This window comes from Myroides albus (assembly GCF_024722315.1).
Lineage (GTDB): Bacteria > Bacteroidota > Bacteroidia > Flavobacteriales > Flavobacteriaceae > Flavobacterium > Flavobacterium album_A.
Window position 1 is genome coordinate 3,112,495 of sequence record NZ_CP102754.1, and the last position, 15,389, is coordinate 3,127,883.

General features: G+C 33.2%; 9 protein-coding genes. 6 read left to right on the plus strand and 3 right to left on the minus strand.

Annotation, left to right across the window (positions count from 1 at the left end):
* Nucleotides 1–24: 24 nt before the first annotated feature.
* Nucleotides 25–2,148, minus strand: coding sequence for an outer membrane beta-barrel family protein (locus NWE55_RS13900; protein WP_155092665.1), 2,124 nt, complete (start codon nt 2,146–2,148; stop codon nt 25–27).
* A 6-nt stretch (nt 2,149–2,154) separates the two neighbouring features.
* Nucleotides 2,155–3,375 carry a PepSY-associated TM helix domain-containing protein gene (locus NWE55_RS13905; protein ID WP_258204268.1) on the minus strand — a complete coding sequence of 407 codons (1,221 nt, stop codon included), beginning with the start codon at nt 3,373–3,375 and terminating at the stop codon, nt 2,155–2,157.
* A gap of 1,295 nt (nt 3,376–4,670) precedes the next feature.
* Between NWE55_RS13905 and NWE55_RS13910 the strand changes: the two genes are divergently transcribed.
* Genes NWE55_RS13910 through NWE55_RS13925 form a run of 4 tightly spaced genes read left to right on the plus strand, consistent with a single transcriptional unit; the run spans nt 4,671 to nt 11,796 of the window.
* On the plus strand, nt 4,671–8,027 hold the full coding sequence (locus NWE55_RS13910) for a SusC/RagA family TonB-linked outer membrane protein (RefSeq protein WP_155092667.1): 3,357 nt from the start codon (nt 4,671–4,673) through the stop codon (nt 8,025–8,027).
* A 14-nt stretch (nt 8,028–8,041) separates the two neighbouring features.
* A complete protein-coding gene (locus NWE55_RS13915; RefSeq protein WP_155092668.1) occupies nt 8,042–9,577 on the plus strand; it encodes a RagB/SusD family nutrient uptake outer membrane protein in 1,536 nt (511 codons plus the stop codon).
* A 10-nt stretch (nt 9,578–9,587) separates the two neighbouring features.
* Nucleotides 9,588–10,478, plus strand: a complete 891-nt coding sequence (locus NWE55_RS13920; protein WP_155092669.1) for a zinc-binding metallopeptidase — start codon at nt 9,588–9,590, stop codon at nt 10,476–10,478.
* A gap of 10 nt (nt 10,479–10,488) precedes the next feature.
* Nucleotides 10,489–11,796 carry a DUF4302 domain-containing protein gene (locus NWE55_RS13925; RefSeq protein ID WP_155092670.1) on the plus strand — a complete coding sequence of 436 codons (1,308 nt, stop codon included), beginning with the start codon at nt 10,489–10,491 and terminating at the stop codon, nt 11,794–11,796.
* A gap of 75 nt (nt 11,797–11,871) precedes the next feature.
* On the opposite strand, the gene NWE55_RS13930 is transcribed toward NWE55_RS13925, so the two are convergent.
* Nucleotides 11,872–12,444, minus strand: a complete 573-nt coding sequence (locus tag NWE55_RS13930; RefSeq protein WP_155092671.1) for a Crp/Fnr family transcriptional regulator — start codon at nt 12,442–12,444, stop codon at nt 11,872–11,874.
* 572 nt (nt 12,445–13,016) lie between these two features.
* On the opposite strand from NWE55_RS13930, the gene bioB reads away from it, so the two are divergent.
* Both bioB and NWE55_RS13940 read left to right on the plus strand, forming a co-directional pair.
* Complete coding sequence (gene bioB, locus NWE55_RS13935) at nt 13,017–14,021, plus strand: biotin synthase BioB (RefSeq protein ID WP_258204269.1); 1,005 nt, start codon at nt 13,017–13,019, stop codon at nt 14,019–14,021.
* 796 nt (nt 14,022–14,817) lie between these two features.
* Nucleotides 14,818–15,252, plus strand: coding sequence for a lipocalin family protein (locus tag NWE55_RS13940; protein WP_258204270.1), 435 nt, complete (start codon nt 14,818–14,820; stop codon nt 15,250–15,252).
* Nucleotides 15,253–15,389 lie beyond the last annotated feature (137 nt).

The following is a 15,389-nucleotide window of genomic DNA, read 5'->3' on the forward strand; positions in this document are numbered from 1 at the left end:
GCACTAACTAAAGATGAAAGGGGATTAGAACTTGTAATTAAACGACAAAGTAGCGATTCGGCTGTCTAAGTCGTATTTCTGGCGAATTTTAGAATTGAAGTTTTCGCCAGTAATTCTAAAGTTATTTGTCTTTAATACATCTGTTACGGCCAATTTTATGCTCGCTTTATCAGATAGTAAACTTTTTGATAAACCTAAAGACAGATCAAAATAAGCATCTCTTTTGTAAAGGCCGATATTGGATTTTGAGAAATATTGTGCGTTAGCCTCTGCTTTGATGCCCGAAGCTATCTTGAAGCTGTTTTGAGAATTAAGCGTAAAGGCAATTTGCTTGGTGTTTATATCATTGTCATTATAGTTTCCTTCGTATTTGTTGTTAAATAAGTTGAACATATTACTCATCGACCAAAACTCAAAAGGATTTACACTTGCAGTTAATGTCATACCATAATGATAAGATTTGCTTAAGTTTTCCAATGTTTTTACAAGGATTGTATTGTTGTCGATGTAGTTATATACTTGAGTCATCACATCACTTGTTTGACTAAAGTATAAAGTTGCAATTAGGTATTTGCTCCATGTATAGCCTATTTCACTGGCGTGTGTGATCTCTGGTTTAAGATTAGCATTTCCTTGCCAATAGTTAAATGGATCATCATAGAATCGAAATGGATTAAGATCAAAGTGACTTGGTCTATTAATTCTCTTGCTATAAGAGGCATAGAAACCATGAGCAGATTCTGTTTCGTATTTAATTGAAGCACTTGGAAATAGCTTAGTATAATCTTTTTTATACCTCTGATTAGTGGTTCTTTGATGGATATCTCTGTGAGTATATTCCGTTCTAAGACCTGCTTGTATTTGCCATTTGTCTATAACCAGTTTATAATTGGCATATACTGAGTGTATCTGCTCTTTGTATTTGTAATCGTTTGTGGCTTCAGGATCTATATTCCAATGTCCATTTTTTCCCGTTTCGTATATTGAGGGATTAGTATTTGATTTGACAATGGATTTCCATCCTGTTTCTAAAGCATTATTGTCATTAAAGGGTAGGGTAAAGTCTAGCTTGGCATTAAATACTTTTAAGTGAGTAGGTATCTTTGCTTTCCTGTCGTCTAAGATTTCGCCATTTTGACTATAAAGATTCTCCTGCAATTGTGTTTGCATTGAACGGAACTTTGAAGTTTCGTATTCTACATCCAAATCTACTTTGCCTCCCTTTTCGTTGAGTTTGTGTGCTGCCGTAAAATTAAATGTATAGTCATACCAATGTTCGTCGTTATAGTTATCTGTAGCTATACTTTGGTATAGTGTGTTTTTGGGCATATACACAAGGTTACTTCCTTTTGATTTGTCTTCATAACGGCCAATTTTAGCATCAAATAGAAATCCTAAGCTTGTTTTGCTTGAAGCAGTATAATCCACTCCAACTTTAAAATTATTAGAAGTTAGGGGTTCACTGGTTATTGAACGTTGTTTTGTTGAGCGATCAATTAACAAGGGATCTGATGTGTTATAAAAGTCTTGGTAGTAGGTCTTTCTCTCTTCTTCACCTCTAAAGGTGTAGCTGTAATCTCCAAATAGACTCACTTTTTCAGTTGCATAACTCAGATTCATACCTGTGTTTAAGCGGTTCTTTCTTCCGCGTCCACCATTGATATAATAACTTCCTTTTAGGCCTTCTATATTGTACTTTTTCAGTACGATGTTTACAATACCTGCATTTCCTGAAGCGTCGTATTTTGCAGAGGGGTTTGCTATAATTTCAATATTCTTAACCACAGAAGAATTGGTTGAGCGCAGCAGGTTTGCCAGTTCCTTTGTCGATAAAGAACTCAACTTGCCATTTAACATGACACTAACCCCTTTTTTTCCTCTTAAAGATAGTTCGCCATCTTGTGAAACTACAATACCAGGAGCCCTTCCAAGAACTTCTAAAACTGTACTCCCTTCTGATAAAACACTGTTTTCAACACTGAATATCATTTTATCAGCTTTTTGTTGAAACACGGGTTTATCCACGTTGATGATAACTTCACTCAAGTGAATGTTAAAGCTATTGGCGATACTGTCGAGTTGGGCCTCTGTTTGGCCATAAGAAAGGTATCCGGCAAGTGTAAATAAGCTTATGTAGAGTTTTTTCATTATGTATTATTTAAGGTTTTTACTTTTTTTTTTATTTCTTCGCCCCCACCAAATGATAAGACCTGTTACAGGTAGAGATGCGCAAAATAGGCTGCAAATAAAGGCAAGTACTTTTCCTGTAAATCCGAAAAATGCTCCTACGTGTAAGTCGTAGGTTGCATCAGTTGCCTTTTGAGCAAAGCTTTTATCTTTATAAGGGTGATTGTGCAGTAATTCGCCAGAGTGTTCATCAAAAATCATAAAGCTGGACTGGGCATAAGTAAATTCTTTTTCTTTTACACTGACAAATAGGTTGTCGTGGTGGTGGTCTGCATTGTCATGATCTTCAAGATCGAGTCCAAAAGAATGTGCATAAGGATAGTGTTGCTTAACTGTTTGGGCAATTTTGTCAATTGTCGTTGGAGTTTCTACACTTTCCGGAGCTGTTGTTTTATAGATTGAAAAGTCGGGAGAGTCGGCCGATCCTCCATTAAGTAACATATATACCCATAGTGTTGTGATTCTAAAGGAATACATTATACCTGTTAGGGCGACAATTAGTGCCAAAAATGAAGCGTAGAAACCTAAGATATTGTGCAGATCGTAGTTTTTTCTTCTCCAGCCTTTAATATTCTTCCATCTAAACCAAAAGCGTTGTTTGCGCATATTTTTGTTCTTTGGCCACCAAAGTATAATTCCCGAGATGAGCATAATTACAAAAACTATAGTTGAAACACCTACAATAGTTCCTCCAATTGTATTACTTAGTAAAAGTGATCGGTGTAGAATCATGGCAAAGAAGAAGGGATTCTTTCGAATGTCATAAACACCTAAGACCTCTCCTGTATATTGATTGACATAAACGTTTTTATAAATAAGATAAGTGTTAAAATAGTTCCACCCATCGTGATTGCTCTTAAGTAGACCAAATTGATATGAACGTGCTGGGTCAATGGGAATCGTTACATCTTCTGAAGAAATTTCTTCTCCCATTTCTTTGAGTTGCTTGTTGACTTTATCCTTTAACTCATATATTGGAATGGGATCTATATCTTGGTAATTTTCTTGATTGTGAAATATGACATGTTTTCGCATGTATGCCGTAATATCTTCGTTAAACACATAGAAAGCACCTGTAATGGATACTACAAAAACAATGATACCACTTAAAAGACCTAACCATAAATGTGCCTTTAATACCCAATTTTTAAAAAGGGATCTTCCCTTTTTTTTCTTCTTTGTATTCATGAAGTTTTTCGAGTTACTTAATTTAGATTTAATAAAAATAAAGTCGCAAATATAGAATTTATTCTCTGTAAAGTCAGTTTCTTATTAAAAGTTATTGATAATTTTTGCGCTTGATGTCTGGTTTTGGCCTTTTAAAACTTGCAGATTGTGGTTTTATTTATTTTAAGTGTCTGATTGCAAGTTGTTTGTTGCTTGAGTGTTTTTATATCATAACTATAGACAATAATTCAATAAGAGAGGGTGGACTTGGGGATTATGGGGATAGCCAACATCTTGTGCTCTACAAGATTGTGTAAGTTCTATATTGAGAAAAAGTGAGTGAATAGGATTAATGATTTCAAAAGTAAATGTAGGTCGAGTGAACATTAAGTATCTCAATGTTGTTTATTGATGAGATTATCAGAGTTGAAAGTGAAGTAAACTACTTTTAAAAAGCACAAGGGAATGTTTTAATCGCGGCTTAGCTTGCATTTTCTTGCAGATTGTTAGGGCTTTTCTTGGAGTTTGCTAGGCCAGAGAGGGGTTTTATCGAAGAAAGGTGCAAGAAAGATGCAAAAAAAACCTTAAGTTAGAGCGAATAGTATGTGTACCAAGTTAGCTTTCAATCCATCTTATTTACGACCTCATTGATGAAAGGAGACTACTTAACTTAATTGAAACTCATGTTAATTTAGGGAGTGAAGTGTAGTCTCAAGGTATAGCGGACTTGAGTGATCTTAGTTTAAGTTATGAATATGTTAAGATTGAAAGAGATTTTAATGTTAATGTTAAGCTGGTTTTAAGGTTGCGAATTGATGATTTGAATGCGTTTTTATTGAGCTTAAATAATATTTAATTTTATAATTATAGAAAACTAATTGTTTGAATAGTTAATTTATTGATTATTATTCTATATTTTAATTTTAGTCATCGTGTCGGTTTACTGTATTATTAGTAATAATGAGAGGTTATTTTGAGTCTATTTTAAATAATTGTACGTTTAGTGAATAATTTACTTATATTATTCTCATTTATATTTCACTTGTTTTGTAAGATATTTATTGTTTGGAATTATGTTAAATAAAAAATTAATATTTATTTTAGAATATACTCAATCTTAATTGATGTTTATGTTTCTTTTGTGGGCTTAATTATTGGTTTATTTTTAATTAAATAGCTAATTGTGTGTTATTATTTATAGTTATTAGTCTTTTTATGTGCTTAAAGTTTATTTATGTTAATTTTTAGACTGTATTAGGAATTATTTAATTTTTGTTATTTATTTGTTAACGGTTATTAATTAATAATTAACAAATATGAAGAGAATATTACGAGGGTTTCTTGTTGTGTGCTCAATCTATCTCTCAGGAGGTGTAATGGTAGCGCAAGTAAGAACAGTTACTGGTAAAGTTATTGCTGCCAGTGATGGCTTACCTTTACCTGGTACTACGGTTATTATTAAAGGGACAAATACTGCTGTTCAAACAGATATAGATGGTCAGTATAGTCTTAAAGTAAATGACGGAAATGCAGTTTTAGTTTATGAATTCATGGGATTCGCTACACTGGAGAAAAAAGTAAATGCTCAGCAGGTGATTAACGTTTCTTTATTAGACGATTCTAAGCTAATGGATGAGGTAGTGATCAATACTGGTTACCAAACTTTATCAAAGAGAAAAGAAGCAGGAGCAGTTAGCCGTATTGAAGCTAAAGACTTAAAAGTCGATGGTGTTACAGACGTAAGTAGAATGATTGAAGGTAAAGTGGCAGGGGTAACCGTGCAAAACCCTTCTGGAGTTTTTGGTGCTGCACCTAAAATTACTATTCGTGGTAACTCATCTATTATGGGTGATACAAAACCGTTATGGGTTATTGATGGGGTAGTACAAGAGGATATTATTAATGTGTCTTTTGAACAATTAGCTTCAGGTAACTCTGAGTCTGTATTGAGTTCAGCTATTTCTGGATTAAATGCAGAAGACGTACTTAGTATCGATATCTTAAAAGATGCATCTGCTACTGCTATTTATGGTTCACGTGCCATGAATGGAGTAATTGTTGTAACTACAAAATCGGGAAGAAAAGAGACTCCTATGTCTATTACTTACGCGATGGAGAACACATTAAGACCTATTCCGATGTATTCGCAATATGACTTGATGAACTCTCAGCAAAACATGATGGTTTATAACGAACTTGAGCAAAAAGGACATTTAGATTATGCTCAAATGTTATATGGCCGTAATGGTGGGGTTTATAATATGATGTATAGAGCTTTAAATGAGTATGATGCAGTAAATAGTAAATTTGCTTTATCTAACCAAGATCATATAAGAGCAGGATATTTGCAAACTTATGAGAAGGCTAATACAAATTGGTTTAAAGAATTATTCAGACCATCTATTACGCAGAATCACTCTTTGAGTTTTAATGGAGGAGGAAAAAACAGTGCATATTATGCTTCTCTTGGTTATTTTGCTGATCCAGGATGGACAATTGCTGATAGAGTACACCGTTTAACAATGAATTTAAAGAATACATTCTTTGTTAATGATAAACTGACAATCTCTTTATCTGGAATGGCTTCTGTACGTGATCAAAAAGCACCAGGAACATATGATTCTGAGAAAGATGTTGTGAATGGTTCAATCAGTCGTGATTTCGACATTAACCCATTTAGTTATGCTCTTAATACTTCTCGTGCTTTACGTGCTAAAAATGAGTTGGGTGAGTATGAGTACTATAGAAGTAATTGGGCGCCATTTAATATTTTAAATGAGCTTGATAATAATAGAATGGATATTGATGTAAAAGATATTCGTTTTCAAGCTGAGGCAGAATATAAAATTCTTCCAAACTTAAAATACAATGTGAATGGTTCTGCTCGTTATGCAACTACAAAACGCGTGCACAATGTAACAGAAAACTCTAACGTTATTGCGGCATATAATGCCAATGAGAATACAATCGAACGCGATCAAAACGTTTTCTTATATAGAGATCCAAGTAGACCTGAATTACCAGGTATGCCAATTATGACTAACTCTGGACTAAAGCGTACTTATACAAATGATATGACTTCTTTCTTATTAAGAAATACACTTTCATATGATAACGTATTTGCAGATAAACATGAGTTAGATGTTTTTGGAGGTACAGAGATGCGTGTGGTTAATAGAAGTAATGATTATTTCTTAGCTCAAGGAGTTCAATATGAAAATGGGGATGTATCTTATCCTGAGATTGATGCAATGCGTAAGTTGCTTGAACAAGGAGGAGAATATTTCTATTTTAAAGAAGAGAGAGAAAGAACTCTAGCTTTCTTTGCAAGAGCTGCTTATACATATGATCACCGATATACTTTAGCTTTAACAGGTCGTTATGATGGATCTAATAGCCAAGGTGATACAGGTTCTTCAAGATGGTTGCCAACATGGACTGCTTCTGGAAAATGGTTAATATCAAATGAGGCTTTTATGCAAAACAGTCTAACAGTTAGTAATTTAGCTTTAAGAGCTTCTTATGGTTTAACTGCTACTGCTGGACCTGCTACTAACTCATTGGCAATTTATAGACCTTATGTGACTCATAGACCAGGTTCGAATAATATGGAGAATGGAATTAACATTCAAGATTTGAAAAATGCGGACCTTACTTGGGAGAAACAATACGAATTTAACGTTGGAGTTGATTTAGGACTTTGGAACAATAGACTTCAATTAGCAGTAGATGCTTATCAAAGAAATTCATTTGATTTAATTGATCAGATTAGAACATCTGGAGTTGGTGGTCAATATATTAAGTTAGGTAATAATGCGGATATCAAAACAAAAGGTATTGAGTTTGGTATTACTTCAACTAATATTAAGTCTGGAGATTTCTCTTGGTCGACAACAGTTAATGGATCTATTTTCCATCAAGAAGTTACAAGTTTGCAAAATACTCCACGTGTTATTGATTTAGTTAGTGGTTATGGAGCTATGGAAGGACGTCCAACAAATGCTTTGTATTCTTACGATTTTACAGGATTAAATGCTGATGGTATGCCAACATTTGTTCAAGCACCTGGAGTAACAGATGTAGTTGGAGGAGCAAATTTCCAAGATTCAGTTAATTTAGAGAAGTACTTAAAGTATGAAGGTTCAATCGATCCTAATAAAACCTTGAGTTTATCTAATACATTTGAATACAAGAACTGGAGTTTAGGATTTTTATTTGTTGCTTCTGGAGGAAACAAGATCCGTTTAAACCCTACTTATGCTAGTTCTTATTCAGATATTGATGTTTTTGGAAAATCAATGAATGATCGTTGGTTAAATCCTGGGGATGAGAATTTTACAAATGTACCAGTTATAGCTGATAATACTATTTCTGTTAAATATGGAAATTCTGCGGTTATTAGAGCTTTTAATGCTTATAACTATTCTTCAGAACGTGTGGCTGACGGTGGATTTGTGAGATTGAAAAATATTTCATTAAGTTATGAATTCCCTGACCACTTTAAAAAGTCTATGAAAATGACAAGATTTTCAGTTCGCTTTATGGCAACAAACCCATGGCTTATCTATGCAGATAAAAAGCTTAATGGAGAGGATCCTGAGTTCTATAGAACAGGTGGGGTAGCTATGCCTCAAACCGCTCAGTACACATTGACTTTAAATGTTGGTTTCTAAATTTTTGAACAATTATGAAAAGAATAAAAATATTAGTTAGTGTTTTATTATTAGCAGCAACAACTGTTAGCTGTGGTGATTTCTTATCAGAAACACCAGATAATAGAACTGTTATAGATAGTCCAAGAAAGGTTGAGCAGTTACTGGTAGCGGCTTATCCAGATGCAACATTTATGTTGTTTAATGAGATGATGGCTGATGATGTAAGAGATTCAGGAAAAATGAATTTGACATCAGAGAATGACGAGAAGATGTTTACATTTCAAGATGTTCATGATGAAGATTTAGATTGGCCTATTCGTTATTGGATGGAAGCTTATAAAGCAATTGCTCAAGCTAATACAGCACTCGAGGCAATTGATAAATTAGAAAAAGAATATGCAAATAAACCAAGTAAACGTTCTTTAGAAAATTTAAGAGGAGAGGCATTGTTAGCAAGAGCATATTCACACTTTATGTTAGTGAATCTTTGGGCTAAGCATTACGATCCTGCAACAGCAAGTTCTGATATGGGTATCCCTTATATGACAAGTGTAGAAGATGAATTACTTGTTAAATATGAAAGAAATTCTGTTGAAGAAGTATATGACTTAATAGAGGATGATATCTTAACTGGAATTGCTAAACTTAAGGGAGTAACTTATGAGAATAACAATGTAGAACGTTACCACTTTAATGAGGCAGCAGCAAATGCATTCGCAACTCGTTTCTACCTATTTAAAGGTGATTACAAAAATGCTATTAAGTATTCGCAAGCTGTGCAAGGTTTACCAATTGGAAAACTTAGAGATGTACAAGGGGCTAATAAGAAGAGTATTGAGCAAAACGAAACAGATTATGCGCAGACTTATGTGCCAACTAATTTATTAGTGAGTACTGTAAAGTCAAGGATGACAAGAATTTTGCATACAAATAGATTTAATTTATCTTCTGCTTCTGCCAATAGATCATTGTTTGGACCAAATACGCATCCATTAGCGGAGAAAAATGGAAATTGGAATTATCCAAACGATACATATTCATTAAATGATCGTTACTATGTACATAAGTTCTATGAGCATTTTAAAATTATAGATTTTACAAATATGACAGGTCATACTTATGTATCATTTGTTCTGTTTTCTAATGATATGATGTATTTGGATAGAATTGAAGCAATGATTTTAGATAACCAAATTGACGAGGCTTCTAAAATGTTAGAGTATTTTACCCTTACAAGAACAAATCTTAATGCACCTGCTCAGGAGTTCATGGGAAGTATCAAGTATAGTGATTGGCAAAATCTTTACCCAATTCAGACAAGTGATATCAATCCAAAAACACAACTTTCTGAAGAACAAACAACTTTGTTAAGAGCGCTATTAGATGCTAGAAGAAGAGAAGGTTACCAAGAAGGATACAGATGGTTTGATATTCGTCGCTATAATATAGTTGTTAAACATCAAATGGCTACAGGCGAAGTGTATGAAGTTAAAGAGAATGATAACCTACAACAACTTCAGATTCCACTTATGGCAATTGATAAAGGTATAACTCCTAACCCTAGATAATTTTAAGATTATGAAAACAAACAATATTTTGAAAGGCTTAGGTTTATTTTTCACTTTAGGCCTTGTTTTAACATCATGTTCAAGTGATGATAAAATTGGTGATAGTATTTACAATACTGAAGAACAGCCAAAGACTGAATTAGATCAATGGATATTTAAATCATATACAGAGCCATATAATATAGATGCTACTTATTTGTGGAATGAAAGTATGGGAAAACCAGATAAAACTTTATTTCCGCCTAAGTTAAGTAGTGTGAAGCCTGCTTTACAAGTGGTTAAGAAAATATGGATTGATAGTTATTCAGAAGTAGGGGGCGAGGACTTTGTTAAGCTAATCGCGCCACGTCAATTGCATTTAATAGGAAGTTACAACTTGAATCACAATGGAACAATTGTTTTAGGTGAAGCTGGTGGTGGTGCTCGAATCACTCTATACAATGTTGATTTTGTAGATTACACTGATTTAGAAGATGTTCGTGAGTTTGTACATACCATTCAACACGAATATATTCACATTTTGAATCAAAGTAAACCTTATGATATTGTAACATGGAAAGCATTAGGTGAAAAACTTGGAGGGTATACATCTAACTGGTATAATCAAAATGATGAAGATAGTAATAATTTAGGTTTTGTGACTCCATATGCTAGATTAAACTCTGATGAGGATTTTGCAGAAACAGCTTCTTTTGTTCTTTTAAGTTCAAAAGCTGAACTTGAAAGTTTCCTAAGTAAGGTTAAGTCTGCTGATGGAAAAGCAATTATAGAGCAAAAAATTGCTATTGTTGAAAAGTACTTTTTAGATCAATTTTCAATGGACTTTTTTGAACTTAGGGATGCTGCTGAACGCAACACTAATGATGTGATTAATGGAAATTTTGAAGAAAATCAACCTTAATAAGTAAACAATGAAAAATTATATATATAAATCAGGTTTAGCTCTTATAGTTTTAGCAGCGCTTACTTCTTGTCAAAAAGAAGAGGATCGCGTATTTAGCGAGACATCTACCGAGCGTGTTGAACAAAGAGAGATTGAATTACAGAATCATTTGCTTACAGCTGAACATGGATGGAAACTTGTTTATGTAACTGATGGTAAACGCTATGGAGGTTTTACTTATCTATTAGATTTTGCTGGAGGACGTCACGTTAGAATGGTGTCTGATTTTAACGAAGAAGGGTTAATTGCAGAAACAGGTGAGTACCAAATTAAAATGCGTGGAACTACAAGTTTAATATTCTCTACACGTACTAAGATTCACGAACTTTCAGATCCTATTAATTCTGCTTATGAAAATGGAAAAGGATTTAATGGTGAGTTCCAGTTTGGGTACTATGGTAAGAGTGAGGATGGAAATGAAATGTATTTTAAAACTCCTAAGCAAGGTACTGAAGCAGTCTTTGTGAAAGCAACTAAGGAGGACTGGGATCGTTTTGAAGAGCAGTACAATATGGGATTTAATATGAGTTTAGATACTCAACCGATATTCCGTGTCTTGGAGGTAAATGAAGGTGGAAACGTGGTAAACTATGATTTGAATTATTTACCAAGTGTTCGTTTCGCTAAAATTGATAAGGGAGAAATGTTGAATAATCAAAGTTCTTTTGGAGTTGGTTATACGCCAGATGGTGTAAAATTAACTAAGGGAATAAAAGTAGGTGAAGATATTGCTACTGATTTTATTTTCGACCCTAATACATCAAGTTTTAATTATTCTGCTAATGGAAATACTGCTTCAATAAAGTATTCAGAGGCACCTATAAATTGGAATGATTCGTATAAAGTTACTTTAAAAGATAGTAATACTAGGTTGTTTTTCGATGCAGGAGATCTGGCTGGAGCTTCAACTAACTCACCACTGTTTAGAAAGTATTTAGATAAATTTAAAAAAGACTCTAAACCAGGTTTAAGTCAAATACAAATATACTTTAAACAAGGTGCTGGTAATTATGCTACTTTTGCATTTAATGGTGCGTCTTATAGATTGAATTTTAATGTTCAAGATGATAATGATGCACTTAAGATTACTGATAAAAGATGGACTAGTAACAATGTTCCAGCTGATTTGAAAGAATTTGCAGAAGCGTTATTTGAGGACAAACTTTATTTTAGAGTTGAGAGTTTTAAAATTAAGTATTCTAATACATTAGTTACTATTATGTCTAATAAACAGGCTATAGCATTAGCGAATTACGATTATAACTCTAGTTTTTAATTATATTGAAAACTTAGATATGTTTTAAGAAAAAGGAGGTCATTAAGACCTCCTTTTTTATTTCTTACAATTCTTTTACTCCTCGCCAGATATCTTTTTAAGGGCTCTATTTAGCGTACGTGTTGTAATGCCTAAATAAGAGGCCATATCTTCTTTAGAAATCTTTAATTGCTGCTTTTCTTGTAATTCCAATAGCTTTTCAAGGGCATGTTCGACCGTGTAAAGCTGTTGAAATGAAGCCTTTTGACTGGTGTGGTATACCCTAAGGGCTTCAACTTCCAATAGTGCATTGTTGAAGGTTATATCAGTTTTAAGCAAGTGTTCAAATACTGAGAGTGGAATAATATAGGCTGTAACTTCACTTATGGCTTCTACAGAAGCCAGGCAGTTCTTTTTACCCATTATTTCTATTTCACCCATAATCTCACCAGTGCTCAAAAACTCAGGAATATATTCCTTTCCATTCTCCTCAGTAATGAAGCATTTTGTAATGCCTTCATTAATAACTATTACTTTGGTTACAGGATCGCCTTGATGCAATAAATATTCTTTTGGTTTATATTTTTGCAATAAAATTTTATCCGAGAAAACATCTGTGTTTGCAAGGGTTTCGATATACGAAAAGAAGCTAATATTTATTCTTAACATTTTTTTATCACATTAGGGACAAATGTCCTATGGGGGTTAGTTTAATTTATTGAATTTTGTCTCATCAAAGTTAAGTAATTATCTATTAAAACTTTTTCGTTTTAGGTATGTTTTAAAAAAAGATTAGGGCCTTACTTACTTTGATAGTACTTTGCTAGCACAAAGTATGTTTTTTTCAATTATACAATACAAGTGATAAAGTGTTTTTTTCAAAAAAACGGGAGAACAGTGTAAGTGATGTTCTCCCGTTTTTATTACTTTTAAGTTTTATTGATTGATTTAGTGGCTGTTACTGTGTTTTCTTTTTTGTAATCAGCTTTATTCAATAAGTTGTAATAACTGTCTTTTTTTGGCAGCTTGTTGTATCTGTATAGTGTTTTCCAAATTTTTAAAAATGTTAGAGTGCTTATAAAAATGGGATAGAGGTCTTGTTATAGATGCTATCCCATTTTGTTTATATATCTATTATTCAAAGCCCACAGGCTTACCCGGACTATGTGTTTTTTTGAAAGTGGACTATTTGTTGTTGTGCTGCTATCTTTAGTTTTGACCCATAACGAAATAAACTTATTATGAATGCTATATTAGAAACGGTAAAGGTGCGCCATGATTGGACAAAACAACAAATTGAACAGATATACAATATGCCGCTACTTGAACTTGTTTATACTGCGGCAAGTGTACACCGAGCGTACCATCCCAAAAATGAAGTACAGATAAGTACACTTTTGTCAATTAAAACAGGAGGGTGTCCTGAGGATTGTTCTTATTGTGGTCAAGCGGCTCGTTACCATACTGATATTAAAGTTCAAAGACTCTTGCCTACTGAAACTGTTTTAGCCCATGCTAAAAAAGCAAAACAAGGAGGATCTTCTCGTTTTTGCATGGCGGCAGCTTGGAGAGAGGTAAGGGATAACAAAGATTTTGATAGGGTAATTGACATGGTTAAAGGGGTAAACGAATTAGGCTTGGAGGTTTGCTGTACTTTAGGGATGTTGACAGAATCACAAGCTTTGCGACTTCAACAAGCTGGGTTGTATGCATATAATCACAACCTTGATACTTCAGAGGAATTCTACGACGAGATTATTTCTACAAGGAAGTTTGACAACCGTATCAATACAATTAATAATGTGCGAAAAGCCGGTATCACTGTTTGTTCGGGGGGAATTATTGGTCTTGGAGAATCAACAAGTGACAGAGTCTCGATGTTACTTACATTGGCAACTATGGACAAGCATCCAGAATCTGTGCCAATAAATGCTTTGGCTCGTATAAAGGGAACTCCTCTTGAGGATTTACCTAAAGTAGAGGTATGGGATATGGTGCGTATGATCGCCACAGCTCGTATTGTTTTGCCAGAGACTATGGTACGCTTAAGTGCTGGAAGAATTGAGATGAGTGAAGTGGAACAAGCTTGGTGTTTTATGGCGGGGGCAAACTCTATCTTCGCAGGTGAGAACCAAACGCTTTTAGTAACTGCTAACCCAGCGTTGAATAAAGATATGGTCATGTTGGAGAACTTAGGTTTAAAACCTATGATTAAACAAAACCAAGAATCATTTTGTCAATCTTAGATAAAGGTGTAGTTAAATTGTAATTATATATTATTCACTTTGCAATTGATTAGTTGTAAGTATTTCATTAAAACTAAATAGAGCCAATTTCTATTTAGTTTTTTTTATATGAACCTCTCTAAGACTTTGTGCTTTAAGGAAGTTTTTAAAGGCTATTTGATTATAATTAAGGGATTTGAAATGATTTATCTAATTTTTTACAAAGTCTGTGGTCCATACTTAGTTGTATGACTATTGTTTTGATAATTAGTTATATAGGTTGATGCCTTGTTATTGGTGATATTCACTGGAGTTAGCGTGTTTTTAAAAATAGTATTTTATGAAAAAGCATGATGTTTTTTAAGGTTATATTTTTAACTTTTCTTTAACCTTTAACAACTTGTTTTAAATTAGTCAAAAAAAATGTAGCAAAGGGATTGATAGTCAAATTATTGGTTAGTTGTTAAATATTCAAAGGTGTGTTAAGCAGTGTTGTGAGGCTAAAATCACTGATAAATATCAGTTGTGAGATAACTTTCTTGGTGTAATTTCGTCTTGTCAAAGGAAATAAAAAGTAATAATGACAAGATTATACAGTTTTTGATAATATATTTATGTATTAACTGTTTTGTTTTTGAATATATGTTAATTCTTTCTGTGTTTCATAAAATACTTTAAAAAATTAACCTAATATTTAAGTATTTAAATATTTTTTGTTAACTTTAGAATAACAAAGTAAGTACTTAGATTGTTAGAATAAATCCCTTAATGTTTTGTTAAGAAGGGTAGTTGTGGAAATTTTTTAAATTTTATTAGTATGGGACGTTTTATAAATATATTCGCAAGTGTTTGTTTGGTTTTAGTAGGAATGACTCTTCAAAGTTGTTCGGCAGAGGATAACAATATGGTAGATACAAACCCTGCCAAGGAAGTTAAAAGTGTAAATATTGAGAAGAAATGGATTGCAGCACACTTTAATTTTACACCAGAGTGTGATAGAGTATCAAAAGAAGCATATCAAAAATCATCTATTGAAATTAGTTTGAAAAATGGTACTTTTACTGCAGTGGATCAATATAGTTTAAAGCAATCAAAAGGGGTATATGTCTTAGAAGGAAATAGATTGACTATGAAATCTGATAGAGGAAATACATTCATATATAAAATAGTGGAATTAAATCAAAGAGATGCCGTTGTAGAGGCAATCGGCGATAAAAATATTCTCTCGATAGAGCTTGTATCTTTTGAGTAGGTGGTCGAAATATATAGAGTTAGGGTAAAAAAGGATGTCTGGGTTAAGATATCCTTTTTTCATTTATATTTATTTGTGTTGGGTCAGTTTATTAATCTGCCTTTATTTTTACTACAATCTTGTAGATACTTAAAGAA

Bases quoted from the DNA above. Each gene is read 5' to 3' on its own strand.
- NWE55_RS13910 (WP_155092667.1), top strand. From the start codon at position 4,671: ATGAAGAGAATATTACGAGGGTTTCTTGTTGTGTGCTCAATCTATCTC.
- NWE55_RS13925 (WP_155092670.1), top strand. From the start codon at position 10,489: ATGAAAAATTATATATATAAATCAGGTTTAGCTCTTATAGTTTTAGCA.
- NWE55_RS13905 (WP_258204268.1), bottom strand. From the start codon at position 3,375: ATGAATACAAAGAAGAAAAAAAAGGGAAGATCCCTTTTTAAAAATTGG.
- NWE55_RS13930 (WP_155092671.1), bottom strand. From the start codon at position 12,444: ATGTTAAGAATAAATATTAGCTTCTTTTCGTATATCGAAACCCTTGCA.
- NWE55_RS13940 (WP_258204270.1), top strand. From the start codon at position 14,818: ATGGGACGTTTTATAAATATATTCGCAAGTGTTTGTTTGGTTTTAGTA.
- NWE55_RS13915 (WP_155092668.1), top strand. From the start codon at position 8,042: ATGAAAAGAATAAAAATATTAGTTAGTGTTTTATTATTAGCAGCAACA.
- NWE55_RS13920 (WP_155092669.1), top strand. From the start codon at position 9,588: ATGAAAACAAACAATATTTTGAAAGGCTTAGGTTTATTTTTCACTTTA.
- NWE55_RS13900 (WP_155092665.1), bottom strand. From the start codon at position 2,148: ATGAAAAAACTCTACATAAGCTTATTTACACTTGCCGGATACCTTTCT.
- bioB (WP_258204269.1), top strand. From the start codon at position 13,017: ATGAATGCTATATTAGAAACGGTAAAGGTGCGCCATGATTGGACAAAA.